General features: G+C 72.6%; 24 protein-coding genes. 9 read left to right on the top strand and 15 right to left on the bottom strand.

Translation table 11 applies throughout. The features are described 5' to 3' along the window. The first annotated feature begins 332 nt into the window (after positions 1-332). The 3 genes from WBN91_RS13335 to WBN91_RS13325 all read left to right on the top strand — a co-directional run bounded on the left by WBN91_RS13335 (position 333) and on the right by WBN91_RS13325 (position 5,298). Entirely contained in the window at positions 333-1,403 is a 1,071-nt protein-coding gene (locus WBN91_RS13335; RefSeq protein WP_443217712.1) for an AAA family ATPase, read from the top strand. Between the two features lies 1 nt (position 1,404). After that, positions 1,405-2,670 carry a DUF58 domain-containing protein gene (locus WBN91_RS13330; RefSeq protein ID WP_337725759.1) on the top strand — a complete coding sequence of 422 codons (1,266 nt, stop codon included), beginning with the start codon at positions 1,405-1,407 and terminating at the stop codon, positions 2,668-2,670. A 183-nt stretch (positions 2,671-2,853) separates the two neighbouring features. Next, positions 2,854-5,298 (top strand): transglutaminase family protein, encoded by a 2,445-nt coding sequence (locus WBN91_RS13325; RefSeq protein ID WP_337725758.1) that lies wholly within the window; start codon positions 2,854-2,856, stop codon positions 5,296-5,298. 1,050 nt (positions 5,299-6,348) lie between these two features. On the opposite strand, the gene WBN91_RS13320 is transcribed toward WBN91_RS13325, so the two are convergent. From WBN91_RS13320 to WBN91_RS13295, 6 genes are all read right to left on the bottom strand, one after another. Then, the gene (locus WBN91_RS13320) at positions 6,349-6,732 is read right to left on the bottom strand and encodes a DUF3040 domain-containing protein (RefSeq protein WP_121226783.1); all 384 of its coding nucleotides are present in this window, start codon (positions 6,730-6,732) and stop codon (positions 6,349-6,351) included. A gap of 163 nt (positions 6,733-6,895) precedes the next feature. Continuing rightward, positions 6,896-7,618, bottom strand: coding sequence for a hypothetical protein (locus tag WBN91_RS13315; RefSeq protein WP_337725757.1), 723 nt, complete (start codon positions 7,616-7,618; stop codon positions 6,896-6,898). Between the two features lie 184 nt (positions 7,619-7,802). Next, positions 7,803-8,060, bottom strand: coding sequence for a hypothetical protein (locus tag WBN91_RS13310; protein ID WP_337725756.1), 258 nt, complete (start codon positions 8,058-8,060; stop codon positions 7,803-7,805). An 81-nt stretch (positions 8,061-8,141) separates the two neighbouring features. Next, positions 8,142-8,780: a Crp/Fnr family transcriptional regulator gene (locus WBN91_RS13305; RefSeq protein WP_337725755.1), complete on the bottom strand. Its 639-nt coding sequence runs from the start codon at positions 8,778-8,780 to the stop codon at positions 8,142-8,144. Positions 8,781-8,841: 61 nt separating this feature from the next. After that, positions 8,842-10,119, bottom strand: a complete 1,278-nt coding sequence (locus WBN91_RS13300; RefSeq protein WP_337725754.1) for a DNA polymerase IV — start codon at positions 10,117-10,119, stop codon at positions 8,842-8,844. A gap of 36 nt (positions 10,120-10,155) precedes the next feature. Further along, positions 10,156-11,250, bottom strand: a complete 1,095-nt coding sequence (locus WBN91_RS13295; RefSeq protein WP_337725753.1) for an amidohydrolase family protein — start codon at positions 11,248-11,250, stop codon at positions 10,156-10,158. A 38-nt stretch (positions 11,251-11,288) separates the two neighbouring features. Between WBN91_RS13295 and WBN91_RS13290 the strand changes: the two genes are divergently transcribed. Beyond that, the gene (locus WBN91_RS13290) at positions 11,289-12,596 is read left to right on the top strand and encodes a glutamine synthetase family protein (RefSeq protein WP_337725751.1); all 1,308 of its coding nucleotides are present in this window, start codon (positions 11,289-11,291) and stop codon (positions 12,594-12,596) included. Here the strand turns inward: WBN91_RS13290 and WBN91_RS13285 are convergent. Together WBN91_RS13285 and WBN91_RS13280 are read right to left on the bottom strand one after the other, a co-directional pair. After that, positions 12,577-13,161 (bottom strand): sigma-70 family RNA polymerase sigma factor, encoded by a 585-nt coding sequence (locus WBN91_RS13285; RefSeq protein WP_337725750.1) that lies wholly within the window; start codon positions 13,159-13,161, stop codon positions 12,577-12,579. The two genes, WBN91_RS13290 and WBN91_RS13285, sit on opposite strands and share 20 nt — an antisense overlap. 109 nt (positions 13,162-13,270) lie before the next feature. Beyond that, positions 13,271-13,993: a class I SAM-dependent methyltransferase gene (locus WBN91_RS13280; protein ID WP_337725749.1), complete on the bottom strand. Its 723-nt coding sequence runs from the start codon at positions 13,991-13,993 to the stop codon at positions 13,271-13,273. A 34-nt stretch (positions 13,994-14,027) separates the two neighbouring features. Between WBN91_RS13280 and WBN91_RS13275 the strand changes: the two genes are divergently transcribed. The 4 genes from WBN91_RS13275 to WBN91_RS13260 are packed head-to-tail and all read left to right on the top strand — an operon-like array spanning position 14,028 to position 17,313. Beyond that, complete coding sequence (locus tag WBN91_RS13275; protein ID WP_337725748.1) at positions 14,028-14,870, top strand: ParA family protein; 843 nt, start codon at positions 14,028-14,030, stop codon at positions 14,868-14,870. After that, positions 14,867-15,502: a LysE family translocator gene (locus tag WBN91_RS13270; RefSeq protein WP_337725747.1), complete on the top strand. Its 636-nt coding sequence runs from the start codon at positions 14,867-14,869 to the stop codon at positions 15,500-15,502. The genes WBN91_RS13275 and WBN91_RS13270 overlap by 4 nt, the downstream gene beginning before the upstream one ends. Next, positions 15,489-16,283 (top strand): Fpg/Nei family DNA glycosylase, encoded by a 795-nt coding sequence (locus WBN91_RS13265; protein WP_337725746.1) that lies wholly within the window; start codon positions 15,489-15,491, stop codon positions 16,281-16,283. The genes WBN91_RS13270 and WBN91_RS13265 overlap by 14 nt, the downstream gene beginning before the upstream one ends. A gap of 10 nt (positions 16,284-16,293) precedes the next feature. Further along, the gene (locus tag WBN91_RS13260) at positions 16,294-17,313 is read left to right on the top strand and encodes a quinone-dependent dihydroorotate dehydrogenase (protein ID WP_337725745.1); all 1,020 of its coding nucleotides are present in this window, start codon (positions 16,294-16,296) and stop codon (positions 17,311-17,313) included. Here WBN91_RS13260 and WBN91_RS13255 read toward each other — a convergent pair. After that, positions 17,310-18,560, bottom strand: coding sequence for a uracil-xanthine permease family protein (locus tag WBN91_RS13255; protein ID WP_337725744.1), 1,251 nt, complete (start codon positions 18,558-18,560; stop codon positions 17,310-17,312). The genes WBN91_RS13260 and WBN91_RS13255 overlap by 4 nt on opposite strands. A 248-nt stretch (positions 18,561-18,808) precedes the next feature. Here WBN91_RS13255 and WBN91_RS13250 point away from each other — a divergent pair, with 248 nt between their 5' ends. Beyond that, positions 18,809-19,657, top strand: a complete 849-nt coding sequence (locus tag WBN91_RS13250) for a MerR family transcriptional regulator (RefSeq protein WP_337725743.1) — start codon at positions 18,809-18,811, stop codon at positions 19,655-19,657. Between the two features lie 171 nt (positions 19,658-19,828). Here WBN91_RS13250 and pspM read toward each other — a convergent pair whose 3' ends face one another. The 6 genes from pspM to rimO form a co-directional block, all read right to left on the bottom strand. Further along, entirely contained in the window at positions 19,829-20,617 is a 789-nt protein-coding gene (pspM, locus tag WBN91_RS13245) for a phage shock envelope stress response protein PspM (RefSeq protein ID WP_337725742.1), read from the bottom strand. A 15-nt stretch (positions 20,618-20,632) separates the two neighbouring features. Then, on the bottom strand, positions 20,633-21,496 hold the full coding sequence (locus WBN91_RS13240) for a PspA/IM30 family protein (protein ID WP_337725741.1): 864 nt from the start codon (positions 21,494-21,496) through the stop codon (positions 20,633-20,635). 324 nt (positions 21,497-21,820) lie between these two features. After that, a complete protein-coding gene (locus WBN91_RS13235; RefSeq protein WP_337725740.1) occupies positions 21,821-22,243 on the bottom strand; it encodes a helix-turn-helix domain-containing protein in 423 nt (140 codons plus the stop codon). A 156-nt stretch (positions 22,244-22,399) separates the two neighbouring features. Further along, the gene (locus WBN91_RS13230; protein ID WP_337725739.1) at positions 22,400-22,873 is read right to left on the bottom strand and encodes a CinA family protein; all 474 of its coding nucleotides are present in this window, start codon (positions 22,871-22,873) and stop codon (positions 22,400-22,402) included. Beyond that, complete coding sequence (gene pgsA / locus WBN91_RS13225) at positions 22,870-23,454, bottom strand: CDP-diacylglycerol--glycerol-3-phosphate 3-phosphatidyltransferase (protein WP_337725738.1); 585 nt, start codon at positions 23,452-23,454, stop codon at positions 22,870-22,872. Before pgsA ends, WBN91_RS13230 begins: the two co-directional genes overlap by 4 nt. Then, positions 23,451-24,824 (bottom strand): 30S ribosomal protein S12 methylthiotransferase RimO, encoded by a 1,374-nt coding sequence (rimO, locus tag WBN91_RS13220; RefSeq protein WP_337725767.1) that lies wholly within the window; start codon positions 24,822-24,824, stop codon positions 23,451-23,453. The genes pgsA and rimO overlap by 4 nt, the downstream gene beginning before the upstream one ends. Positions 24,825-24,893 lie beyond the last annotated feature (69 nt).

The following is a 24,893-nucleotide window of genomic DNA, read 5'->3' as shown; positions in this document are numbered from 1 at the left end:
GAAGCGCGGCGGCCCCACGGCCGGACGGGCCGTGATCGACTTCAAATCCCACCCGAACGGCCCAGTGAAATCGGACAAAACGGGTTCAGCCCGACGGGTGGTGGGGAATCGTGGTGGGAGCGGGTGAACCGGGTGCCGGCGACGGCCGTGGAAACCAGCGCCGCGAGAATGTTCAATCGGTGTGGGGCGCTTCGCCCCGGTTTGACACACTGCGTGAAACGCTCACCGCCTCCGCGAACCGGTCGCGGTGGTCTTCGGGAGGTCGAGTGACTCCGAGTACCCAGCCAGCCGCGCTGCCCGAACACTCTTTCGGGGGCGGTGGGCTCAATCACGTGAACAACACGGCCCCCGTGCACAGCCGGCCCGACGAGGTGCTCGCCGAACTGCACGCCGTGGTGGGGCGCATCGCGGCGAACGTCGAGAAGGTCATCGTGGGCAAGCCGGACGTGGTCCGGATCGCCATCGTGACGCTGCTCGCCGAGGGCCACCTGCTGGTGGAGGACGTGCCCGGCGTCGGCAAGACGTCGCTGGCCAAGGCCCTGGCGCGGTCCATCGACTGTTCGGTGAGCCGGATCCAGTTCACCCCGGACCTGCTGCCCAGCGACATCACCGGTGTGTCGATCTACAACCGGCAGGACAACGACTTCGAGTTCCGGCCCGGCCCGGTGTTCGCCAACATCGTGGTCGGCGACGAGATCAACCGGGCCTCGCCGAAGACCCAGTCGGCGCTGCTGGAGTGCATGGAAGAGCACCAGGTGACGGTGGACGGGAACACCTACCCGCTCAGCGCGCCGTTCATGGTGATCGCCACGCAGAACCCGATCGAGATGGAGGGCACCTACGCCCTGCCCGAGGCGCAGCGCGACCGGTTCACCGCGCGCGTGTCGATCGGCTACCCCGACCCGCAGGCCGAGCTGGCGATGGTGGACGAGCACGCGGGCAACGACCCGCTGGCCGACCTGCGGCCGGTCTCGGACGCGGACACCGTGCTCAAGCTCGTGCACGCCGTGCGCCGGGTGCACCTGTCGCAGGAGGTGCGGCGGTACGCGGTGGAGCTGGTGTCGGCCACCCGGCGGCTGCCGGAGCTGAGGCTGGGCGCGTCCCCGCGCTCGACGTTGCAGCTGGTGCGGGCGGCGCGGGCGCAGGCGGCGCTGGCCGGGCGCGACTTCGTGGTGCCCGACGACATCCACGCGGTGGCCGTGCCCGTCCTGGCGCACCGCCTGGTGCTCACGGCCGAGGCGCAGGCGGCGCGCAGGTCGGCGGCGGACCTGGTGCGCAACCTGCTCCAGCGGGTGCCGGTGCCGCAGGCGGCGCTGGACCCGTCCGGCCAGTTCCTCCACAACGTCCAGCGCCACCCCGGCGGCCACCCGGCCCCGGGCCACGGCGACGGCCACCACCGCTGACATGCGCGGAGCCCTGTCCGGGCTGACCACCCGGGGCCGCTGCCTCCTCGCCGCCGGGTTCGCGGCGGGCCTGTGCGCGGTCGTGCTCAACGAGCGGGACCTGCTGCGGGTCGCCGCGTTCGTGGTGGCCCTGCCGGTGCTGGCCGCGTGGCTGGCGCAACGGGCCAGGGTCGGCCTGCACGCGTCCCGGTTCCTGTTCCCCAGCCGGGTGCAGGTGGGCGCGGCGACCGAGGTGAAGGTCGAGCTGCGCTCGGCCGGGCGGCTGCCCACCGGCGGCCTGCTGCTGGAGGACGCCGTGCCGTACGCGCTGGGCGCGCGGCCCCGGTTCGTCGTCGAGCGGCTGCCCCGCAACACGGTGACCTCGCTGCGCTACCCGCTCAAGCCGGTGATGCGCGGCATCCAGCAGGTCGGCCCGCTGATGGCGCGGATCACCGACCCGTTCGGGCTGGCCGAGTTCGACCGCGAGCTGGCGGGCCGGTCCAGGCTGGTCGTGGTGCCGCGCGTGGTCGGCCTGACCGGGCTGCCCAGCGGGTCCGGCATGGGCGCGGGCGACGACGGCTCGATCCGGCTGCGCGCCGGGCAGGGCGAGGACGACGCCGTGGTGCGGCAGTACCGGCACGGCGACGACCTGCGCAAAGTCCACTGGCGGTCCACCGCGCGGCGCGACGAGCTGATGGTGCGCGTGGAGGAACGGCCGTGGCGCGGCGGCACGACGGTGCTGCTGGACCACCGGCTGACCGCCCACCGCGGCACCGGGCCGAACTCGTCGCTGGAGTGGGCGGTGTCGTTCGCGGCGTCGGTGTGCCTGCACCTGCACCGGTTCGGGCACCAGGTGCGGCTGGTCGGCGACGACGGCCGGGTGCTGGCGGGCGGGTCGGGCGACGGCGGGCACAGCGACGCTGTGGTGCTGGACGCGCTGGCGGCGTTGCAGCCCTCGCACCGGCGGGAACTCGCGGCGGGCCTGGACCCGGGCGCGGGTCAGGAGGTCATCGCGATCCTCGGCGCGGGCACGCCCGCGGTGGTCGACGCGCTGGTGCGCAACCGGCCGCGCGGCATGCGCAGCCTGGCCGTGGTGATGGACGTGCGGGCGTGGGCGACGGCCGGCGAGGACGGCGCGCCCGACCCGGAGGAAGCGCGTGGCCTGCTCACGGCGGCCGGCTGGGGCGCGGTCGTCGCCCGGCCGTCGACGCCGATGGGCCAGGTCTGGCAGGAGCTGTGCCACAGCGCGGGCAACCGCGGCCCGGTGGTGCGCACGGAGGTGGGTTGAGTGACCCGCGGCGACTGGGGGATGAGCAGGTGACCAGCGGTACCGCCGCACTCGGCGACTGGGGTGGGCACGTGAGCGCCGGCTTGGTGGTGGGCACGTGAGCGCCGAGGCCGTGTCCCGCGGCAGCTGGGGTGAGCACGCGGGCGCCAGGACCGCGCCCCGCGGCGGCTGGGTGGTGGGCACGTGAGCTCCGGGACCGCGCCGCGCGGTGGCTGGGTGGTGAGCGCGACGCCGGTCGTCGCCGGCCTGGCCACGCTGTGCGCCGCGACCGCGCTGTCCAGCGTGGTGGCGGGTGTGTTGTGGCTGGTGAACCTGGCCGTGGCGATCACCGTCGTGGTCGGGGTCGGGGTGCTGCTGCGGCAGACCCGGCTGCCCAACCCGCTGATCGCGCTGGTGCAGGTGCTGGCGCTGCTGTCGCTGCTGGTGACGATCTTCACCCGCACCGGCGTGCTGGTGGTGCTGCCCGGTCCGGAGTCGCTGGGCGACCTGATGACCGTGCTCGGCGACGCGTTCGCCGAGGTGCAGACCGGTGTGCCGCCGGTGCCCGACAGCGAGTCGATCCGGTGCCTGGTGATGCTGGCCATCGGCCTGGTCGCGGTGCTGGTGGACCTGCTGGCCGTCGGCGCGGCGGCGCCCGCCGCGTCCGGCCTGGTGCTGCTGTGCGTGTTCGCGGTGCCGGCCTCGCTGGCCGACGAGATGCTGCCGCTGTGGACGTTCGTGTTCGGCGCCGGGGCGTTCGCGCTGCTGCTGGCGGTGGACGGGCAGCACCGGCACGACGCGTGGCGCGGTCGGCGGCCGGGCGTGGGCGGTGCGACCACGGGTCCGGCGGCGACTGCGGTCGCGGGTGCGGCCGTGGTGGTCGCGATGCTGGCCGGCGCGAGCTTCACTCTGGTCGGGACGGTCGGGCGGCTGCCCGGCGGCGACGAGGTGGGCGGCGGCGCGAACGGCCTGGGCATCGACCCGATGACCGAACTGCGCGGCATGCTCAACCAGGGCGCGACGCGGGAGATGTTCCGGGTGCGCGGGCTGCCCGAGGCGGCGTACCTGCGGGCGATGACGTTGCGCGAGTACATCCCCGACCAGGGCTGGCGACTGGGCGGCGACCTGTCCACCGGCGTGCCCGCGAACGGCAACCTGCCGCAACAGCCGGGCGACCCGGGCGACGGCGAGGTCACCACGGTGACCGTCGAGCCGGTGAACTGGCTGGACAACTGGCTGCCGGTGTACGGGCGGCCCCGGCGCATCCAGGACGTCGAGGACAACTGGCGGTACGACCCCGTGCGCGGGATGGTCTACAGCGTCCGGCAGCGGAAGGCCGGGCCGTACAGGTTGCAGACGGTGCTCAAGACGCCGTCGAGCGATGCCCTGCGCCGCGCGAACGGTGCAGCCGACATCGAGGACGTGTACCTGGACGCGCGCGGCGTCAGCCCGGAGGTGGCGAACCTGGCGCGCCAGATCACCAGCAGCCAGAACAACGCGTTCGACAAGGCCAGCGCGCTGTACAGCTACTTCACCGACGGCACGCAGGGCTTCACCTACACGACGGACACCGGCGGTGCGCAGACGACGGACGCGCTGCGCGACTTCGTCCTGACCGGCAAGCGTGGGTTCTGCGAGCAGTACGCGTCGGCGATGGCGATCATGGCGAGGTCGGTCGGCCTGCCGTCCCGAGTGGCCCTGGGTTTCACCGCGGGCTTCCCGGTCGGCGACGCCCAGACCATCACCACCCAGGACGCGCACGCGTGGGTGGAGATCTACTTCCCCGGCTACGGCTGGACGGTCTTCGACCCGACGCCCCTGTCGGACGGCCGAGGCGTGGTCCCGCCGTACATCGCCGGCCGCGAGGCAGACGACGAGGAAGACAACACCACAACCGCCCCCACGACCACCACGGCCCCCACAACGTCGGCGTCCTCGTCCACGACGTCCGCCACCCCTGGTGACCAGGCCGACAACGCCGACGGCACCCAGGCGACCCCCATCCCGACGTGGCACACGGCCACCCTCGTGACGGCAGCCGTTCTGGGCGTCCTCTTGACCCTGTTCTTGCTGTTGTTGGCCAGGCGACCTCCTCGTGTTGCCGAGGCTGTCCCGTGGGCAGCCGGGGTCGCGTGGCTGAAGCCCCTCCTGGCCAGCGTCGCGGTCGCCGCATGGGTCGTGTTGATCACACTTTTGGTCGCTTTGGTGTCATGGTGGATCGCCGTGCCGCTGCTGTTGGCGTTGGTAGTCGCCACCCCAGCCGCCGTCCGAGAATGGCGCCGCCGCAACCGCTTGCGCACCGTGGCCGGCCTGGGTCCGGACGCGGCTGGTGCGGCGTGGCAGGAACTGATCGCGGAGTCGGTGGACCGAGGCACCAGGGTGCCACCCACGGAAACCGTCCGAGTGGCCGCCCGCCGCATGGCCCGCGCCCACAACCTGGACGAACAGGGCCGGGACGGGCTGCGCGCGGTGGTCGGGGCGGTGGAACGCTCGTGGTACAGCACCAACGCCGCAGCCGACCCGACCCTGCCGGGCGCGGTAGACGAGGTCCGCCGAAGCCTCACCAGAAACGCCCCCTTGGCCCTCAAAGCCAAAGTCCTCCCCCGCTCAGTCCTCAACCCCACCACCCCCACCGACCCCGACGACTAACCACCCCCTCCGCACCCCGCACCCCGCCCCGCACCGCGCACTGGGCACCCGCCGGTCGAACAGCGTCGCCCCGGTCGGCCGCGCAGCGGCCTCGCGACGCGGCAGCTCGGGCGGCCGGGGCGGTGTGGGGTGCGGGCGGTGGGAGCGGTGCCCGCCATGCCCGGCGGTGGGCGCGGTGGGAGCCGTGCCCGGCGGTGCGGGCGGTGCGGACTTGGCAGCGCGGTGGGAGCCGTGCCCGGCGATGCCGATGGTGCCGGCGGTGCGGACTCGGCAGCGCGGTGGGAGCCGTGCCCGCCGATGCCAGCGGTGCCGGCGATGCCAGCGGTGCGGACTTGGCAGCGCGGGGACGAGGGGCGCTCGGCGGCACGAGGGGCGGCGCGGCGGCTGGGGACGGCCGGAAGCGGCGCGGTGGGCGTGCGGCGGCGCGGTGGGCGTGCGGCGGCGCGGTGCGAGTGGTGGGCGCGGGTTCAGGCGGTCGGTGGACGCGTGGCGCAACCGGGGCGTGCGTGGCAGCGCGGGTCAGCGGCGGCCTGGCGCGGGGCATCAGCGGTGAGCGGTCGGCGTGGGCCGCATCTGTGGCGATGAACTGGCGGGCAGCAGCGGCGGTGGACTGCGAGCGGGCTCGTGTCGGCGGATGACGGCGATTGGGCCGTTGGCGGCGACGATGTGGGCGAGTCCACCGGCAGCAGTCCTGGGGCCGAGGGGCCGGCGGCGGTGGTGCGGGCGAGTGAGGCGATAGCGGCGGCGTGGGGCCAGTGGGTTCGGGCGGCGTGGGATCAGAGGGCTGGCGGGGGGCGCGGGGGTGAGTTGGTCGGTATCGGTGGTGCGGTGGCGGAGGGGTGGGGGTGGGCCGGCCTTGGGCTGGTGTCTGCCGTTGTGCCGCGCTCCTTGTTTACGGGACGCGTGAGATGGGGTTTGGTCGCGGATTCTGTATGTCGCTCGATTGGGTGATGTGGGGGTAGGGGGTGGGTAGGGGTGGCTGGGGGTGGGCATGCTGCACGGCCCGCCCTCTGGGGAGGGCGGGCCGTGAGGTTGTTGGGGTGTGTCTGGCTACTCGTCCTCCAGACGGCGACGGAAGCGTTCTTCCATCTTTTGGGAGAACGAGCTGCGGCTGGGGCGGCTTCCCTCTTCGTTGGGTTCGTCGGCACCCTGGTCACCACGACGCAGTGTCGTCACGGTGAGCAGCACGCCGAAGAACATCAACAAGAAGCCGACCACGCTCACCACCGGGATACCAGCGAGCTTCGGCAACATCACACCCGTCACGAGCAGGGCCACACCCACGGCGAACAGCGCGATGCCCTGGATGCGACGCCGTCGGGACGGCTTGCGCAGCTTGGCGCCGCGCACGGTGGATGCGAACTTCGGGTCCTCGGCGTAGAGCGCGCGCTCGATCTGGTCGAGCAGTCGCTGCTCGTGCTCGGAGAGTGGCATGGCTCCTCCTCCGGCACAGCGGTCGCGGGCGCCGGGTGTTCACGGTTGCCGCCGGTCCCGGCGGACGCCCCGCCCTGGGGGCGTCACAACCAGGATACGATTCGCGAGGCCCGGCGACTACCCAGTCCGTGCCCCTAAGCGGTTCGTTCGGTCACCATCATCCTCACGGGTCAACGGTCAGACCTTCGTGAGGTCCCGGGGAGACCTGCCCTGACCTCCGCGTCCTTAGCCGTTGTGCGCCGTTCTCGCCATTCGGAACCCCGAAGTGTCGGAGGGTGGGGGTGGGGCGGCGAGGGTGGGGCGGGGGTGGGGTGGCCAGGTCGGTCAGGATTTGTTTGGTTTGGTCTCCTCGTTTCGACAGGGCGCGCATGAGGTCGGCTGCGGGGATGCCGCCTCGGCGGACGGCGTCAGTGAGGATCGCTCGGAGCACGTGTGGTGCCGTGTGGAAGCGGGTCGTGTCGGAGACTGCTCTGATCAGCGGAGCCGTGGGGAAGCCTCGGCGGAGGACCGGCTCGATGTGCCTGCGGGGGCGTAGGGCCTTGATGCCGTCGACGGGCTCTACGGGACGGTTGGCGAGGATGAAGATCGGACCCGTTGCAGGCACTGTGCGCAGGCCGTGCAGGTGCAGGGCGTCCAGGCCGGTCAGCAGGGCGCCGGGGCCGGCGTAGCGGAGGGCCGCCTGCACCCGCTGTAGTCGGGTCGGGGGTTTTCGGCTCAGGAGCAGGACTCCGGGGAGCACGCGTTGCCACTCGGCCGAGTCGCAGCGGCCGGCCAGCTCCTCGTGGTCCAGGCCCAGGCAGATGAGGTCGGCCGCCGTGGTGACCTGGTGGGGGAACAGCGTGGCCAGCGCGTCGACGGTGATCGTGGTTCGGGTTTTGGTGTGCATGGGTCCACGATCGGGCCGGAGTGGGGAATGGGCCAGGACGAAGTTGCGGATTGTGGACAACTTCGGGGCTGTGGACAACTCGTGCGCCCGCAGGAATGCGGAGAGGCCTTCTGCGGACCCGACCGCCCGCAGAAGGCCTCTGGAACACGGCGACCGCCCCTCGCCGGTCGCCGTGTGGTTTTCCTCAGAGCCGGACCAGGTCCTCGCGGATCTCCTCGTCCAGCGTCTTCCGACCGGCCCGCACGGACTGCCAGGCGTCGTGGACGGCGACCAGCGCACCCGACAGCACGAACGCCACGGCCAGCGCGACCAGGCCGTTCGTGTCCAGCTGGGTGAGGATCACGGCGGCGCCCCACAGCTGCACGGCGGTGAAGACCAGGGTGCACGCGAGGCGTTCGGTGAAGCGGCGGCGCGACCGGGCGGGTTCCTCGTTTCGGTTCATCTCTCCCCCTTCAGCTCGTCATGGCTCATTTGTAGGGGGAATGGCGGACCGGTTCTGCGTCAGATGACGCACAAGACGAAATCAGGTGGTCAAGTCGTAGAGACGGCCTACCTGGAGAATGTCGATCTTCCGCCGGCCCGTCCTGATGATGCCCTGTTCGCGCAGCGATCGCAGCACCCGGACCAGCGATTCCCGCGAGGTGCCCGCGAAACCTGCCAATTCCTCCTGGCTGAGCGACACGGCCCCCTGGTCGGCGATCCCCCGGCGCAGCGCCACGTCGATGAGCACGGCGGCGACGCGCTGGGTGGCGGTGCCGCTGAACTGGACGCGCTGCCGGTCGGTGTCGCGCTGCCGGGCCACGACGACGGTCAGCACGACCCACGCGATGCGCGGGTGCCGTTGGCACAGGTCGGCGAAGGCGGTGTCGGACAGCACCAGCGCCCGCACGTCCACCAGCGCGCGCACGGTCGCGGACCGGGGCCGCCCGTCGATCGCGGCCCGCTCCCCCACCAGGTCCCCGGCGCCCCGCACGGCCAGCAGCCGCTCGCCGTTGGCGGTGGCGGCGGTGACCCGGAGCAGGCCGCGCAGCACGACCAGCACGTGCCGGGTGACCTCGCCCTCGTGGCAGACGACAGCCCCGGTCGCGTAGTCGCGCTCGGTCCCGGACGCGCTCAGCAGCGCGTGCTCGGCGGGCGTGAGCAGGGCCCAGAAACGGTCCACGTCCGACAGGGTGGCCCATGATCGACCCCGCTGTCCGGCACGACCACCCGAACGGTCGTGCTCAGCGGTCGGGTTTGGGTTCGGGCTGGTTCGGTTGGGCCGGCGCCGAGGACAGCAGGGTCGCGGGTCTGACCGCGGCCTTGCCGAACCGTGTTCGGGCCTGGTCGGCGGCCTGTTCGGCGTCCCGCCAGCCGCGTTCCGGGGCGTCGAACATCAGCTGTTCGCCGCCGTCGCCCTCGACCAACTGCTCGATGCGCACGCCGATGAGCCGCACCGCGCCCGGCGGCACCTGCTCGTCGAGCAGGGCCGACGCCGTCTGGTAGACCTCGCGGGTCACGTCGGTGGCCACCCGCAGCGTCTTGGACCGCGTGATGGTGGTGAAGTCGGCGAACCGCACCTTGATCGACACCGTCCGCCCGCGCAGCCCCCGCTGCCGCAACGTGGCCGCCGACCGCTCGGACAGCCGCAGCAGCTCCCGCCGCAGCAGCTCCCGGTCGTAGTGGTCGACCTCGAACGTCTCCTCGGCCCCGATCGACTTCTCCCTGGTGGACGGCACCACCGGCCGGTCGTCCAGCCCCTGCGCGAGCGCGTGGAGGTGCTCGGCCAGCGCCACGCCCAGCACCCGCCGCAGCCGGGGCAGCGGTGTGGCCGCCACGTCGGCGACCGTCTCCAGCCCGACCCGTTCCAGCTGCTCGGCGGTCCGCTTGCCGACGCCCCACAACGCCGACACGGGCAGCGGGTGCAGGAACTCCAGCACGTCCGTGCGCGGCACGACCATCATCCCGTCGGGCTTGCACATCCCGGACGCCAGCTTGGCCAGGAACTTCGTCGGCGCCACCCCGACCGAGCAGGTGACCCCCTGCGCCTCTTCGACCTGCCGCCGGATCAACGCCCCGATCTCGGCCGGTGTGGCCTTCATGCGCCGCAGGGCACCGCTGACGTCGAGGAACGCCTCGTCCAGCGAGAGCGGCTCGACCAGCGGTGTGATGTCGCGGAAGATCGCCATGACCCCGCGCGACACCTCCTGGTAGCGCGCGAAGTTCGGCATCACGAACACCGCGTGCGGCGCGAGCCTGCGGGCGTGGGAGGTCGGCATGGCGGACCTCACGCCGTACTCGCGCGCCAGGTAGTTGGCCGACGACACGACACCGCGGTTGGCCGTGCCCCCGACGATCACCGGCTTGCCCGCCAGCTCGGGGTTGTCGCGGATCTCCACGGACGCGTAGAAGGCGTCCATGTCGACGTGCAGCATCGAGCAGCCGGTGTCGTCCGGCCAGACGTCGCCTCGCGCGCGGAACCGGTCCACCAGGCCGCGAGGCAGGTTCGCGCTCCGGCCCATGAACCCTCCCCCCGGTCCGAACGCTTGTTCGACAGTCTAGTCCAACCGGTACGCTCGATGCGCGTTCTCCCACCCGATCAGGTGAGAGATCCGCACGGCGTCGGCCTCGGCGAAAGCATGCCTCCGCAACGCCGACAACAGGAAGTCCGACAACGCGCGCCGGAAGAACAACGCCCCCAGGTGGTACAGCTCCGGCAGCGCGAACGCGTCCGTCGAGAACAGGAACTTGCCGTAAGGCACGATCTCCAGCGCCTCACCGAGCACCCGCGAGGCCTGGTGGCCGACGTTGTGCGTTGCCAGCCCGACGTCCACGAAGACATGCGGAAACACCTGCGCCAAGTACCCCGCAGTGCGGTGGAACGGGTAGTTGTGCAGCAGCATGATCGGCACGCCAAGCGGTTCGGTAGCCCGCAAGAGCGGCGTGAGCAGCGACGGATCGGCGCGGTGCAGAGTGACGTCGCTGTCGCCGTAACCGACGTGGAACTGCACCGGCAAGCCGCGTTCCAGCGCCTCCCACACCAGGAACCGCGACAGCACCTCGTCCGCGCACCGACCCTCCCCGCCCCACCGCTCGCATGCGGCCACGACCTCGGCGTCGGACGGCCGTTCGGGCGCGAGGTCCAGCCCGACGCGGTAAGCGGCGATCGACTTCGCGGCGACGGCCGGAGTGCGTTCCAACGCCGAGCGGACCGCGTCCGGGAACGCCGAAGGGCCGCCACCGATGACCTCCTCGGCCAACCGCTCCAGCCGCAGCACCGAGAATTCACGCGATCCGGTGAAGATCGAAGGCCCGGACAACCGTTCCGGCCACAACCCGCCGTCCACCAGGAACACCGAGATCCCGGCCGCGACCAGGAACGCCCGGTTCACCTCCGCCGCACCCAAGGACAGCCGCCGTGCCATGTACTCGTCCGCAGGCGCGTTAGGCGGCAAGTCAAGCAACGGGGCGCACCAGCGGCGCACCGCGAGCCCCACGGCGGAGTCGAACAACGATGTGCCCCACGGGCTCACCTGGTCCGCCTCCGTCAGCAGTTCCTCGAACCCCGTGCGGTCCAAGTCGTCCCGCAGCACCCCGTGGCAGTGGTGGTCCACGAGGTTCTGCTCGGCCACGTAAGGCAGCAGCAGCTCCACTTGTTGAAGAGTAGTGACCTGGTGTAACCACGCACCTCATGGACACCGCGGAACGGCAACGCCGGTACGACCGGGCCACCGCCCTGCTGGACGACCTCGCCGACCGGGACGTCATCCTGGTCGCGATCACCTGGGTCGACCACAGCGGCATCACCCGCGTGAAGTCCGTGCCCCTGCGCAAGCTCCCCGACGCCGCCGCGCACGGCGTGGGCGCCTCCCCCGTGTTCGACGCGTTCCTGCTGGACGACTCGATCATCGCCGGTCGGCACGCGGGCGGACCCGTCGGCGACCTGCGGTTGTTCCCGGACCTGGACCGGATCGCGGTGCTGGCGGGCCAGCCCGGCTGGGCGTGGGCGCCCGCCGACCGCTACGACCAGCACGGCGTCCCCCACCCGCGGGACGAGCGGGGGTTCGCACGGGCGATGGCCGACCGGCTGGCCGTGCACGGCTACGACGTGCGGGCCGGGTTCGAGGTGGAGTGGGTCGTCGGCCAACCCGGTTCGGACGACTTCGTGCCCGCCACGACCGCCCCCGCCTACGGCCACGCCCGGCAGGTCGAGCTGTCGGACTACTGCGCGGACCTGGTCGCGGCGCTGGTCGAGCAGGACGTGGACGTGCTCCAGTTCCACCCCGAGTACGCGCCGGGGCAGTTCGAGGTCTCCACCGCGCCCGAGGACCCGGTGCACGCGGCGGACACGGCGGTGCTGGTCAAGGAGACCGTCCGGGCGATCAGCGTGCGGCACGGGTTGCGGGCGTCGTTCTCGCCGAAGGTCGTGGCCGACGGGGTCGGCAACGGCGGTCACCTGCACGTCAGCCTGTGGCGGGACGGGCGGAACCTGGCCGGTTCGGAGGACGCGGACTCGTTCGCCGCCGGCGTGCTGCGGCACCTGCCGGGGCTGTGCGCGGTGGGCAGCCCGTCGGTGGCCAGCTACCTGCGGCTGGTGCCGTCGCACTGGGCGGGCGCGTTCGCCGCGTGGGGCGTGGAGAACCGGGAGGCGGCGCTGCGCGTGGTCGAGGGGCGGGACCTGGAGGTCAAGTCCTACGACCTGGCGGCCAACCCGTACCTGGCGGTCGGGGCGACGCTGGCGGCGGGGCTGGCCGGCATCGTGGACCGGTTGCGGCTGCCGGCCCCGGTCGACGTGGACCCGGTGCACGTGCCCGGCGTGCCGCGGCTGCCGACGTCGCTGGAGGAGGCGGTGCGGGCGTTCGAGGCGGACGAGGTGCTGGTGGAGGCGTTCGGGGCGGAGTTCGCCGCGACGATCGCGGACGTGCGGCGCGGCGAGGTCGCCCGGTTCGCCGGCGCGTCGGCCGAGGAGGTCGCCCGCGTCACCCGGTGGCGGCACTGAAGCGGAGGGACTCGACCTCCTTGCGCAGCCGGGACAGCGCCCGGTGCTGGGCGACCCGGACCGCGCCGGGCGACGAGTCGACGACCGCCGCCGTCTGCTCGGCGGACAGGCCGACGACGACCCGCAGCATGAGGATCTCCTGCTGCTTCTCGGGGAGGACTTTCAGCAGCTCGGCGACGTGGCGGGCGAGTTCCCGGCGCAGGGCGGACTGCTCCGGGCCGTCCTCCTCGGTGGGGGCGTCGGGCAGCTCGGGGACGGGGTCGGAGCGGTTGCGCAGGGACGCGCGGTGGGCGTCGGCGACCTTGTGCGCGGCGATGCCGTAGACGAACGCCAAGAAGGGGCGTCCGTGGTCCTTGTACGTCGGAAGCGCCGTTAGGACAGCCACGCACACCTCTTGTGCCACGTCGTCGGCGGAGGCGTAAGTGCGTTCGTGACGGCCCACGCGCGCACGGCAGTAGCGCACGACCAACGGACGGATGGCGCCGAGGAGCCAGGCAGTGGCCATGCGGTCGCCCACGACGGCCTTGCGGACCGCGTCGTCGAGGTCCGGAGCGGTGTCGGCCATCAGACGGCCTCGGCTAAGTGCGGGTCTCCCACTGCGGGCTCCTCGCGGGTAGGCGGCGGTTGCCTCCCGCGTTTCTACCGCAAACCCGGCGTCCCGGGAGGGTGGATGGTCAGGCCGGCTTGCGCGCCAGCACGTGCAGGCGGGCGGCGACGTCGCGCAGGGGCGGACGGGTCGCGGCGGCCAGTTCCAGCTCGGCCAGGGCGTCCGCCGCGCCCGGGTTGGCCTCCAGGACCGCGCCCGGGACCAGGTCGGACACCACGCCGTGGCCCTGGATCAGCTCGACCTTCAGGCCCGCGTCGAGGACCAGGGCCTCCAGGGACGCCACGTCGAAGCGGCGCTGGACCGGTTCGCGGGACCCCGCGAGCTGGCCGGCCTCGTCGTCGAGCAGCCTGCGCGCGTCCACGAGCCGGCCCGCGATGGCCCGGTGCAGGACGGCGGCGTAGCGGTTGGCGGCCAGGATCGACACGGCGGCGCCGGGCGCGGCGGCGGCGGCCAGGGCGGTCAGGGCCGCGGGGGCGTCGTCGACGACCTCCAGCAGGCCGTGGCCCAGGACCAGGTCGGCCGAGGCGTCCGCGTCGAGGGCGTCGGTGTCGCCCTGAACAGCGGTGATGCGGTCGCGGACGCCCGCCTCGGACGCGCGGCGGTCCAGGGTCGCCAGGGCGTTGGGGCTCGGCTCGACGACCGTCACCAGGCAGCCCGCCACGGCCAGTGGCACGGCCCACACGCCGCTGCCGCCGCCCACGTCGAGCACCCTGGGCGGTTCGCCGCCGCGGCGGTCCCGTGCGGCGGCCAGCTCGGTGTCGAGCACCCTGTGTACGGCGTCCGGTCGCATGGACGTAGAGCGTAGAGACCGTAGGCTGCACCTCGTGCATACGGTGGCGGTGCTCAGCCTCAAGGGTGGCGTGGGCAAGACGACGGTCGCTTTGGGTCTCGCGTCGGCCGCGCTGCGGCGCGGTGTCCGGACGCTGGTCATCGACCTGGACCCGCAGTGCAACGCCACCTCGACGCTGGAGCCCGAAGACACCGACGCCAGCATCTACGACGTCCTCCAGGAACCCACGGCGGACAAGCTGCGCGCGGCGATCTCACCCAGCGCCTGGGGTGACGGCGTGGACGTGCTCTCGGGGTCCGAGGACGCCGAGCTGCTCAACCACCCCGACCCGGGCGAGTCGCGCCTGGGCCGGCTGCGCCAGGCGCTGCGGGTGCTGGCCGAGGAGGACGCGGACGAGCCCTACCAGCTCATCCTGCTGGACTGCCCGCCGTCGCTGGGTCAGCTGACCCGGTCGGCGCTGGTGGCGGCGGACCGGGCGCTGCTGGTGACCGAGCCCACGATGTTCGCCGTGGCGGGCGTGCAGCGGGCGTTCGAGGCCGTGCAGGCCGAGCGCGCGCACAACCCGGGCCTCCAGCCGCTGGGTGTCGTGGTGAACCGGGTCCGGCCGCGCTCGCACGAGCACCAGTTCCGCATCGACGAGCTGCGGGACATCTTCGGTCCCCTGGTGATGCCGGTGGCGCTGCCGGACCGGCTGGCGGTGCAGCAGGCGCAGGGCGCGTGCATGCCGATCCACGAGTGGGGCACGCCCGGCGCGCGTGAGGTGGCGCTGGCGTTCAACCTGCTGCTCGCGCGGATACTGCGGATCAGCCGCAGCCGCCGTCGTCCGGTGCACGCGGACTTCGACGACGAGGAGATCCAGGAGGCGGTCGAGGCGTGAGCACCACCGCGCTGCTGGCGTTCACGGTCGCCGCGCTGCTGCTGACCATCACGCCGGGCCTGGACACCATGATGCTGCTGCGCATGGTGCTCGGCGGTGGGCGCAAGGCCGGGATCTTCGGCGGGTTCGGCACCACCCTCGGCTGCCTGGTGTGGGGTGCGGCGAGCGTCGCGGGCCTGACCGCGCTGCTGGTGGCGTCCCGGCTGGCCTACGACGTGGTGCGCTACGCGGGCGCGGCCTACCTGCTGTGGTTGGGCGGGTCGGCGCTGTGGCGGTCGTGGCGCGGGCGTCGGGCGGAGGAGCCCGTGGACGCCCCGGGGACCACGCCGGCGCAGGCGTTGCGCGTCGGGTTCACCACGAACCTGCTCAACCCGAAGATCGGCGTGTTCTACCTGTCCCTGCTGCCGCAGTTCCTGCCGACGACCGGTGACACCACGGGGTGGGCGGCGCTGCTGGTGGGCGTGCACGTCGGGATCGGGCAGGTGTGGCAACTGGGGGTCGTGTGGCTCGCGGGACGGGCCGCCGTCGTGCTGACCCGGCCCCGCGTCCGGCGGTGGACCGAGCGGCTGACGGCGTCCGTGCTGGTCGGCTTCGGCCTGAAGGTGGCGCTCGACTCCGGTGCCCGAGGGTGACACGGTCTTCCTGACCGGCCGGCGGCTGCACGAGGCGCTGGCCGGGAAGACGGTGCTGCGCGCGGACCTCCGCCACCCGCGACTGTCCACTGTGGACCTGTCGGGGCGGGAGGTCCGCGAGGTCGCGACGGTCGGCAAGCACATCCTGACCCGGTTCTCCGGCGACCTCACGCTCCGCAGCCACCTGCGCATGGACGGCTCCTGGCACCTCTACCGGCCCGGCGAGAAGTGGAAGCGGCCCGGTTTCCAGGCGCGCGTGCTGCTGGAGGTCCCGGACCGGGTCGCGGTCGGGTTCAACCTGCACGACCTGGACCTGGTGCCCACCGACCAGGAGGACACCCTCGTCGGCCACCTCGGGCCGGACCTGCTGGGCGAGTGGACCCCGGAGGCCGAGGCGGAGGCCGTGAGACGCCTCACGGCGCAGCCGGACCAGGAGATCGGCCAGGCACTGCTGGACCAGCGGATCATGGCCGGTGTCGGCAACGTCTACAAGTGCGAGGTGTGCTTCCTGATCGGGGCCTCGCCGTGGGCGAAGGTGTCCGGAGTGGACACGGTGCAGGCCGTGCGGTTGAGCCGGAAGTTGTTGCTGGCCAACGCGAAGACGCCGTTCCGCAACACCACCGGGTTCATGGGTCGTGGCAAGGAGTCTTGGGTGTACGGACGGGCGGGCCGGCCGTGCTTCCGGTGCGGCACGAAGGTCCGGCTGGCCGACCAGGGCGACGGCGTGCAGGAGCGGCCGACGTACTGGTGCCCGAGCTGCCAACCGGGGCCGATCGCTTAGAGTTACGGCCGTGGTCTACAAGAGCGTGGTGCGCAACGTCCTGTTCCGGATGCACGGCGGGGACGCGGAACGCATCCACGAGACCACCCTGCGGGCGTTGAGCCTCGTCAGCCCGCTGGCCGGCGCGGTCCGGCGCAAGCCCGCCGCCGAGCGCACGGTGTTCGGCGTGCGGTTCCCCAACCCGGTCGGCCTGGCCGCCGGCCTGGACAAGAACGGCCGCGCGCTGCCCGCGTGGGGCGCGCTGGGCTTCGGGTTCGTCGAGGTCGGCACGGTGACCCGCCACCCGCAGCCGGGCAACCCCAAGCCGCGCCTGTTCCGCCTGCGCGACAGCGAGGCGATCATCAACCGGATGGGCTTCAACAACGACGGCGCGCTGGAGCTGGCCAACCGCCTGGACCGCCTCGGCCCGCTGTCGGTGCCGCTGGGGATCAGCCTGGGCAAGTCGAAGGTGACGCCGGTCGAGGAGGCCGTCGAGGACTACCGGGCGTCGCTGCGCGCCCTGTACCGGCACGGCGACTACTTCGCGGTCAACATCAGCTCCCCCAACACCCCGGGCCTGCGCAGCCTCCAGGACCGGGGCGCGCTCACCGAGCTGCTGTCGGCGCTGGACGAGACGTCCGGCGACCTGGCCGGGTCGGGCCGGCGCAAGCCGCTGCTGGTCAAGATCGCGCCGGACCTGACCGACCAGGCGATCGCCGAGGTGCTGGAGGTGTGCGCGGCGCACGGCGTGGCCGGGCTGATCGCGACCAACACCACCCTGTCCCGGGACGGCCTCGCGCCGGGTGACCAGGCCAAGGCTGGCGAGGCGGGCGGGCTGAGCGGCCGACCGCTGGCCGTGCGGGCGCGCGAGGTGGTGCGGTTCGTGAGCCGGGAAACCGACGGGAAGTTGCCGGTCATCGGCGTGGGCGGGATCTTCGGCCCGGACGACGCCAAGGCCATGTTCGACGCGGGCGCGAGCCTGGTGCAGGTCTACACCGGGTTCATCTACGAGGGTCCGGGCATGGTGCGCAGGATCGTCAAGGCGCTCTAGGGCTGCGCCGGGCGGGCGGCGCGCAGCCAGCGCATGATCGGGTGCAGGATCACCACGAGCAGCGAGCCCCACACCAGGCCGCCCAGTTCCAGGTCGCCGAGCCTGAGGGTGAGGTCGCCGACGCCCGCGACCAGGGCCGCGCCGCCGACCAGGGCGTTGCCGGGGTTGGTCAGGTCGACCCGGTTGTCCATCCAGATCCGCACGCCGACCAGGCTGATCAGGCCCAGCAGCACCAGGGTGGCCCCGCCGACCACGCCGACCGGGATGGTGGCCAGCGCCGCCGTCGCCTTCGGGGAGAACGCCAGCGCCATCGCGATCACGCCGGTCACGGCGTAGGCGGCGGTGGAGTACACCTTCGTCACGCCCATGACGCCGATGTTCTCCGAGTACGTGGTGGTGCCCGTGCCGCCGCCGAAGCCCGCCAGGGTCGTGGACAGGCCGTTGGCGATGATCGAGTCGCCGACGCTGCCGTCGAGGTTGCGCCCGGTCAGGCCGCCGATCGCCTTGACGTGCCCGACGCTCTCCGCGACCAGCACGATCACCACCGGCAGCACCAGCAGGGTCACGGACGGGCGCAGTTCGGGCGCGTGGAAGTCCGGCAGCCCGACCCACGCGGCCCGCGCCACGGCGTCGGTGTTCACGACACCCAGCGCGAAGCCCAAGGCCCACCCGACGACGACGCCGAGCAGCACGGAGAACCGGAAGAACAGCCGCCGGCCCAGCACCCCGCACAGCAGGATGATGCCCAGCGTCACCACGGCGGGCAGCGGCTGCTCGGAGAACGAGTCGGTGGCGCGGTGCGAGAGGTTCAGCCCGATGAGCAGGACCACGGCCCCGGTCACGACCGGCGGCATCACCGACTCCAGCAGCCGGACGCCCAGCGCCTTGACCGCCACACCCAGGATGATCACCAGCAGACCGGCCGCGACGACCCCGCCGAGCTGCGCGGCGACGCCCTCGCTGCGGGCCGCCTCCAGCGGCGCGATGAAGGCGAAGGACGCGCCGAGGTAGCTGGGGACCCGGTTGCGGGTGATGAGCAGGAACAGCAGCGTGCCGACGCCGGAGAAGAGCAGGGTGGTGCTGACGGGGAGACCGGTGAGGGAGGGGACGAGGATCGTGGCACCGGCCATCGCGGTCAGGTGCTGGGCACCGAAGCCGATGGTGAGCGGCCAGCTCAGCCGCTCCTCGGGCGCGATGGCGTCACCGTCGGTGGTGCGCCCATCGCCGTGCACGGTCCACAACGCCACTCAATGCCCTCCCCGGCGACCAGGCCGGACGCCGTTGTCCGACCGACGAATCCTGCCACGCCATGTAGTGGGCGGGGCCAGATAACGGTCTGATAATCACACGATTGCAGCAAGAGATACCAGGCCCGGTGCGACTTCAGCCCAGCTCGACTACGCAACGTGACCCAACGTCGGTTCGTGCGGATGGCCCCATCCTCGTCGAGCGGGATCTTGACCCTCCACCGGGGGGAGGTCCCAGGGTGGACGGCATGAACGGCGACACCTCCCTCACCATCGGTGAGCTGGCGCGACGGACCGGCCTGACGGTCAAGGCCGTCCGCTTCTACGCCGATCGGGGGATCGTGCCGCCGACCCACCGCACACCGACCGGCCAACGCCGCTTCGACCCCACCGCCGCGTCCCGTCTGGCGCTGGTCCGGACGTTGCGCGCGCTGGACGTCGACCTGGCGACCGTCCGCCGCGTCCTGGACCGCGAGACGACCGTCGCCGAGGTCGCCGCCGCGCACGCCGACGCGCTCGACGCCCACCTGCGGGTGCTGGCGCTGAGGCGGGCGGTGCTCGGTTGGCTGTGCTCGAACCCCGAGGAGACCGACGTGGTGCACGACCTGGCCCTGCTGTCCGCCGACGCGCGCCGCCTGCTGGTGGAGGACTTCCTGACGGCCGTGTTCGCCGGCCGGCCCGGCACGGAGGGCCCCGCGCGAACGCTGACCCCCGAGCTCCCCGACGACCCGCAGCCGGCCCAGGTGGCCGCGTGGGTGGAGTTGGCGGAGCTGACCCGCGACCCGGACTTCCGCGCCCTCCTGGCCCGTCTGGTGGCCCGCCAGGGCCACCTGCGCCCCGACGGCCCGGTCCGACCCGACGCGGTGGCGCTGGTGCGCGACCGGGCGCGGCTCGACCTGGACCCGGAGTCAGCCGAGGCGGGCGCGGTGGTCGCGGAGATCGGCGAGGTGGAGATCGACTACGTGGAGGCCGCCAACGACCCGCGCCGCGAGCGGTACATGACGCTGTTGGCGCTGATCAACGGCTGGGACGCACCCGAGAGCGCGGCGGCCGAACTCGCCTGGTTCCTGGAGGCCCACCGCCACCACGCACGATGACTCCCGCCGCCACACGCACCGCTCTGTCGGTGCCGCGTGCGACGATCGAGACGGGGGCCGGAGGCCACGCCCAGCGCAAACCCACGCGGCTCAACCCACTCACCGGGCAAGCCCGCCCAGCTCACACCCGCCCGGCTCAAAGCCCACTCGGGCAGGCTCGCCCGCCCGAGGTCAGGCCCAGCGGGACAGGTCGCGCAGCGCCGAAGCCAGGCCGGCCAGGTGGTCGGTCGCCTCGCCCAGCACCTGCCGCGGGTTGGACGCCGTGCTCTCCGCCAGCGCCCGGCCGGCCGCGGCCACCAGCCCGCAGTACCCGTCCACACCCTCGTCCAGCTGCACCCGCAGCCGCCGCACGCCCTCCACCAGCGGAGCGCGGTCCAGCGGCGGGGCGGTGTCCCGCGCCCGTTCGACCGCCTGCAACTGCTGCGACACCGCGCGCAGGGCCGACGCCGCCTCGACGCCGGTCGCGCGCGCCTGCACCACCGACTCGGTCGGCACGGACGTCAGCGCCGCCGAGTCCAGCTGGAACAGCAGCTCGCGCAGGGTGTCCTCGGCTTCCTCCAGCCGCTCCATCGGCGCACGGGCCGCCGACGACCGGGCCGGCAACGGCGAGTGCACCGGGGCGATCGCCAGCTGCTGCCGGGCCGCGTCGATCGCGCGCATCTTGCTCCGCGTGCGCAGCGCCAGCACGCCCGTCGCCGCCGCGCCGCCGAACGCCACCACGGCGAAAGCCGGGTGTATCCCGACCACCAGCGCCAGACCGCCGACGACGGTCAGGATCGACAGCACGATCAGCCAGAACGTCAGCGCGCGGCTCGACCGGCGGTAGCGCCGGTCGAGCTTCGCGCGGGGGTCGTTCCACGCCGCGAGCCGCCGCTTCACCTGGTCCGCGACTTGACCTTGCAGCTGGGCGCCGACGAACTGGGCGAGCTCGCCGGCCGCTTTCCGTGCGGGGTGCTCCATCGCGGACCCCACCACTCAGCCCTGGCTCGCGGGCGGGTTCTGCTGCGGAGTGCCCTGCGGCGTGTTCTGGGCCTGCTGGACGCGCTGCGCGATCTCCTGCTGGATGCTCGCCGCCGCGCCCTGCGACTGGCCGCCGGTCACCTCGCCGGCGACCTGCCCGCCGCGCATCGACGCCCGGATCTGCTCCAGCCGGGACGAGCCCGCCATCTGCGTGGTCGACTGCTGGACCTCCAGCATCCGGCCCTGCACGGAGTTCTGCGCCAGCTCCGCCGACCCGAGGGCCGTGGTGTAGCGCTTCTCGATCTTGTCGCGGATCTCGTCCAGCGACGGCGTGTTGCTCGGCGCGGCCAGCTCGGTCATCTGGCGCAGCGAGTGCGAGACCTGCTCCTGCATCTTCGCCTGCTCCAGCTGCGAGAGCAGCTTGGTGCGCTCGGCGAGCTTCTGCTGGAGCATCATCGCGTTGCGCTCGACCGCGCTCTTGGCCTGCTGGGCGGCCTGGAGGGACTGGTCGTGCAGCGTCTTGAGGTCCTCGATGCTCTGCTCGGCCGTCACCAGCTGGGTCGCGAACGACTGGGCCGCGTTCTCGAACTCCGTGGCCCGCTGCTCGTCGCCCTTGGCCCGCGCCTCGTCGGCGAGGACCAGCGCCTGGCGCGCGGACGCCTGGAGCTTCTCCACCTCACCGAGCTGGCGGTTGAGCTTCATCTCCAGCTGGCGCTGGTTGCCGATCACGGCGGCAGCCTGCTGCGACAGGGCCTGGTGCTGCCGCTGCGCCTCCTCGATGGCCTGCTGGATCTGCACCTTCGGGTCGGCGTGCTCGTCGATCTTGGACGAGAACGCCGCCATGAAGTACTTCCACGCCTTCACGAAAGGGTTGGCCATCTCCTACGCCTGCCTTCTCCGCACTTCCCTGGCTCGCGCTCGTGACTGGCAACGACCCGGTGCCGGTGTTGGTTCCATCGTGTCAGTTGTGCTGTGCCGCTTCCACCGACCTGGGGAGATATCCGGGTTCACCCTGAGTCACCCCTGAAACTTCGGTCGACGTGGTCATCCTGCCGTTCCGGTGCCCGGGTGGACGCGCTGACCCCGCGCGGGGTTGCCAACTCGTTGCAGTGTGACGAAACCCATCCTCCAGCGCGACGCCGGCGCGCATGCGACGAAGCCGAGTCGGTGTGCCCGACTCGGCTTCGGCGAGGATTGCTCGACCTACGCGGCCACCACGGCGCCGCGCGGCTCGATCGACGTGGCCAGCCGGTGCGTGAGCATCGGCTGGATGCGCAGATCGGACAGGTCGTTCCCGACGACGGTGGGCACCAGCGTGCCGCCCTCGAGGCTCGGCGCGGTCGGACGCTCGGTCCGCTCGGCCAGCTCCGCGGGCGTGGGCACCGGCTGCGTCACCGCGCCGATGTCCGACGCGACGAGGTGCAGCAACTCCGACAGGGGCAGGTCCAACGCCTCGCAGATGGCGGCCAGCAGCTCACTGGACGCCTCCTTGCGGCCACGCTCCACCTCGGACAGGTACCCCAGGCTCACGCGGGCGGTCCTGGAGACCTCGCGCAGCGTGCGGCGTTGGGTGGTGCGGGCATGGCGGAGCCGATCACCGATCGCCTCGCGTAGCAGCACGGTCATCGCGCGCCTCCTTCCGGCCGGCCGTGCCACCACGTTACCGACCCGTCCCGTCGACGGGCAGTGACTTCGATGCACGTCCGCCACAAGCGAACGATCGAACCGGGTGCCTTGTTCCCGCGTGGCGGTCGCGGTGTGACGCGGATTGCCCTGCTCAAGTCACCCGTCGGTGATCTTCAGGTGGTCCAGGAGGAGGTCCAGGGCCGCGATCACGGACGCGGACCGGACTTCGTGACGATCACCACCGACAGTGATGGTTTCGACGGACGAACCGGACGGACCGGACAAACCGATGTGGACCGTGCCCGCCTCAACCCCGTCCTGGGGGTCGGGTCCGGCGACCCCGGTCAGGCCCAGGCCCCACGTCGAGCCGCACCGCGTCCGGGCGCCCTCGGCGAGCTGCCGGGCCACCTCGGGGTGCACGGCGCCGTGCGCGGCCAGCAGGGCGGCGTCCACGCCCGCGAGCGCGGCCTTCAGGTCGGTCGCGTAGACCACCAGCCCGCCGCGCAGCACGGCGCTGGCACCCGGCACGGTGGTGATCTCGGCGGTGACGAGCCCGCCGGTCAGCGACTCGGCGGTGGCCACCGTCTCCCCGCGGGCCTTGAGCGCGTTGACGACGTCGACGGCGCTCACGCCCCCGCCACCGCCCTCTTCCCGCGGGCGCGCAGCCGGACCGCGCGCACCACGTAGTCCACGCCGGTGACGACGGTCAGCACGACCGCCGCGTACATCGTCACGACCGCGATCGGCTCCAGGTTGGCGGGCAGCGGCAGCAGGTACAGGCCGATGGCGACGATCTGGACCAGCGTCTTGGCCTTGCCGCCCCGGCTGGCCGGGATCACGCCGTGGCGGATCACCCAGAACCGCAGCAGCGTCACGCCCAGCTCGCGCACGGCGATCACGACGGTGATCCACCAGGGCAGCTCGCCCAGCAGGCTCAGGCCGACCAGGGCGGCGCCGGTGAGGGCCTTGTCCGCGATCGGGTCGGCGATCTTGCCGAAATCGGTGATCAGGCCGTGCTTGCGGGCCAGGTTGCCGTCCACGTGGTCGGTGACCGACGCGACGGCGAAGACGCCGAAGGCCGCCAGCCGCCACCAGTAGGAGCGGCCGTCCTCGGCGAACAGCAGGTAGAGGAACACCGGCACGAGCACCAGCCGGGACATCGTCAGCACGTTGGCGATGTTCAGCACCGGCACGCGCGCGGGTTCTGTCACCTTTGCAGCACCTCGATCGCGGTGACCACCAGGTCCACGCCCTCGGCGGCGTCGACGCGGCAGCGCACCAGGTCACCGACCTTCAGGTCGTCGGCGTTGGTGATCACGCACTCGCCGTCGACCTCGGGCGCCTGGTGGGCGGCCCGGCCGACGCAGTCGTTCTCGTCGTCCTCCTCGGTCTCGACCAGGACGACGACCTCCTCGCCGACGCGGTCCTCGGCGCGCTGGGCGGTCAGCTCCTCGACCAGGTTCGAGATCCGGGCGACCCGCTCGGCGATCGTGTCGGCGTCGAGCTTGCCGTCCAGGGTCTCGGCCTCGGTGCCGTCCTCGTCGGAGTAGCCGAACACGCCCACGGCGTCCAGGCGCGCCTCGGTGAGGAACCGCTCCAGCTCGGCCACGTCCTCCTCGGTCTCGCCGGGGAAGCCGACGATGACGTTGGACCGGATGCCCGCCTGCGGCGCCAGGGCGCGGATCTGCTCGACGAGGCCCAGGAAGGACTCGGTGGACCCGAACCGGCGCATCCGGCGCAGCACGGCCTCGCTGGAGTGCTGGAAGGACATGTCGAAGTACTGGGCGACGTTCGGGGTGGTCGCGATGGCCTTGACCAGGCTCGGCTTGGTCTCCGCGGGCTGGAGGTAGGAGACGCGGACCCGGTCGACGACCTTCGCCAGGCGCTCCAGCAGGTTCTCCAGGCCGCCCAGCTCGCGCGGCAGGTCCTTGGCGTAGGAGGTGGAGTTCTCGCTGACCAGGAACACCTCGCGCACGCCCTGCTCGGCCAGCCACTGCGCCTCGGCCACGACCTCGTCGGGGTGCCGGGACACGAACGCGCCCCGGAAGCTGGGGATGGCGCAGAACGAGCAGCGGCGGTCGCAGCCGGAGGCGATCTTCAGCGGGGCGACCGGGGTGTCCTCCAGGCGGGTGCGCAGGACGCGCGGCCCCCAACCGTGCCCGGGGACCTGCACGTCCTCGGCGGCCTTCGGGCGCTGGACGGGCGTGAGCGGGAGGAGCGTGCGCCGGTCGACGGGCTTGTGGGACTCGACGGTCTTGCCTTCGAGCACGTCGTCCAGCCGCTCGGCGAGCTTGTCGTACTGGTCGAAACCGAGCACGGCCTGCGCCTCGGGGAGGCTCTCGGCCAACTCCGCCCCGTACCGCTCGGCCATGCACCCGACCGCGACCACCTTGGCCCCGCTGTCGGCGGCGGCGAGGAGCGTGTCGACGGAGTCCTTCTTGGCCGACTCCACGAAGCCGCACGTGTTGACCACGACCACGTCGGCGTCGTCACCATCGGTCAGCTCCCAGCCGCCGGCGGTGAGCCGGCCGGCGAGCTCCTCGGAGTCGACTTCGTTGCGGGCGCACCCGAGGGTCAGCATGGCGACGCGCTTGGCCGTGGTGGGGGAAGACACGGTGCTCAGGGTAGCCGCCCCGGGTGGGAACGCCGG

Origin of the sequence: Saccharothrix sp. CCNWYY140 (assembly GCF_037401995.1) — a bacterium.
Taxonomy (GTDB): Bacteria; Actinomycetota; Actinomycetes; order Mycobacteriales; family Pseudonocardiaceae; genus Actinosynnema.
The sequence above is the reverse complement of the archived record's forward strand: the minus strand, read 5'-3'. Positions and strand labels throughout refer to the sequence as shown.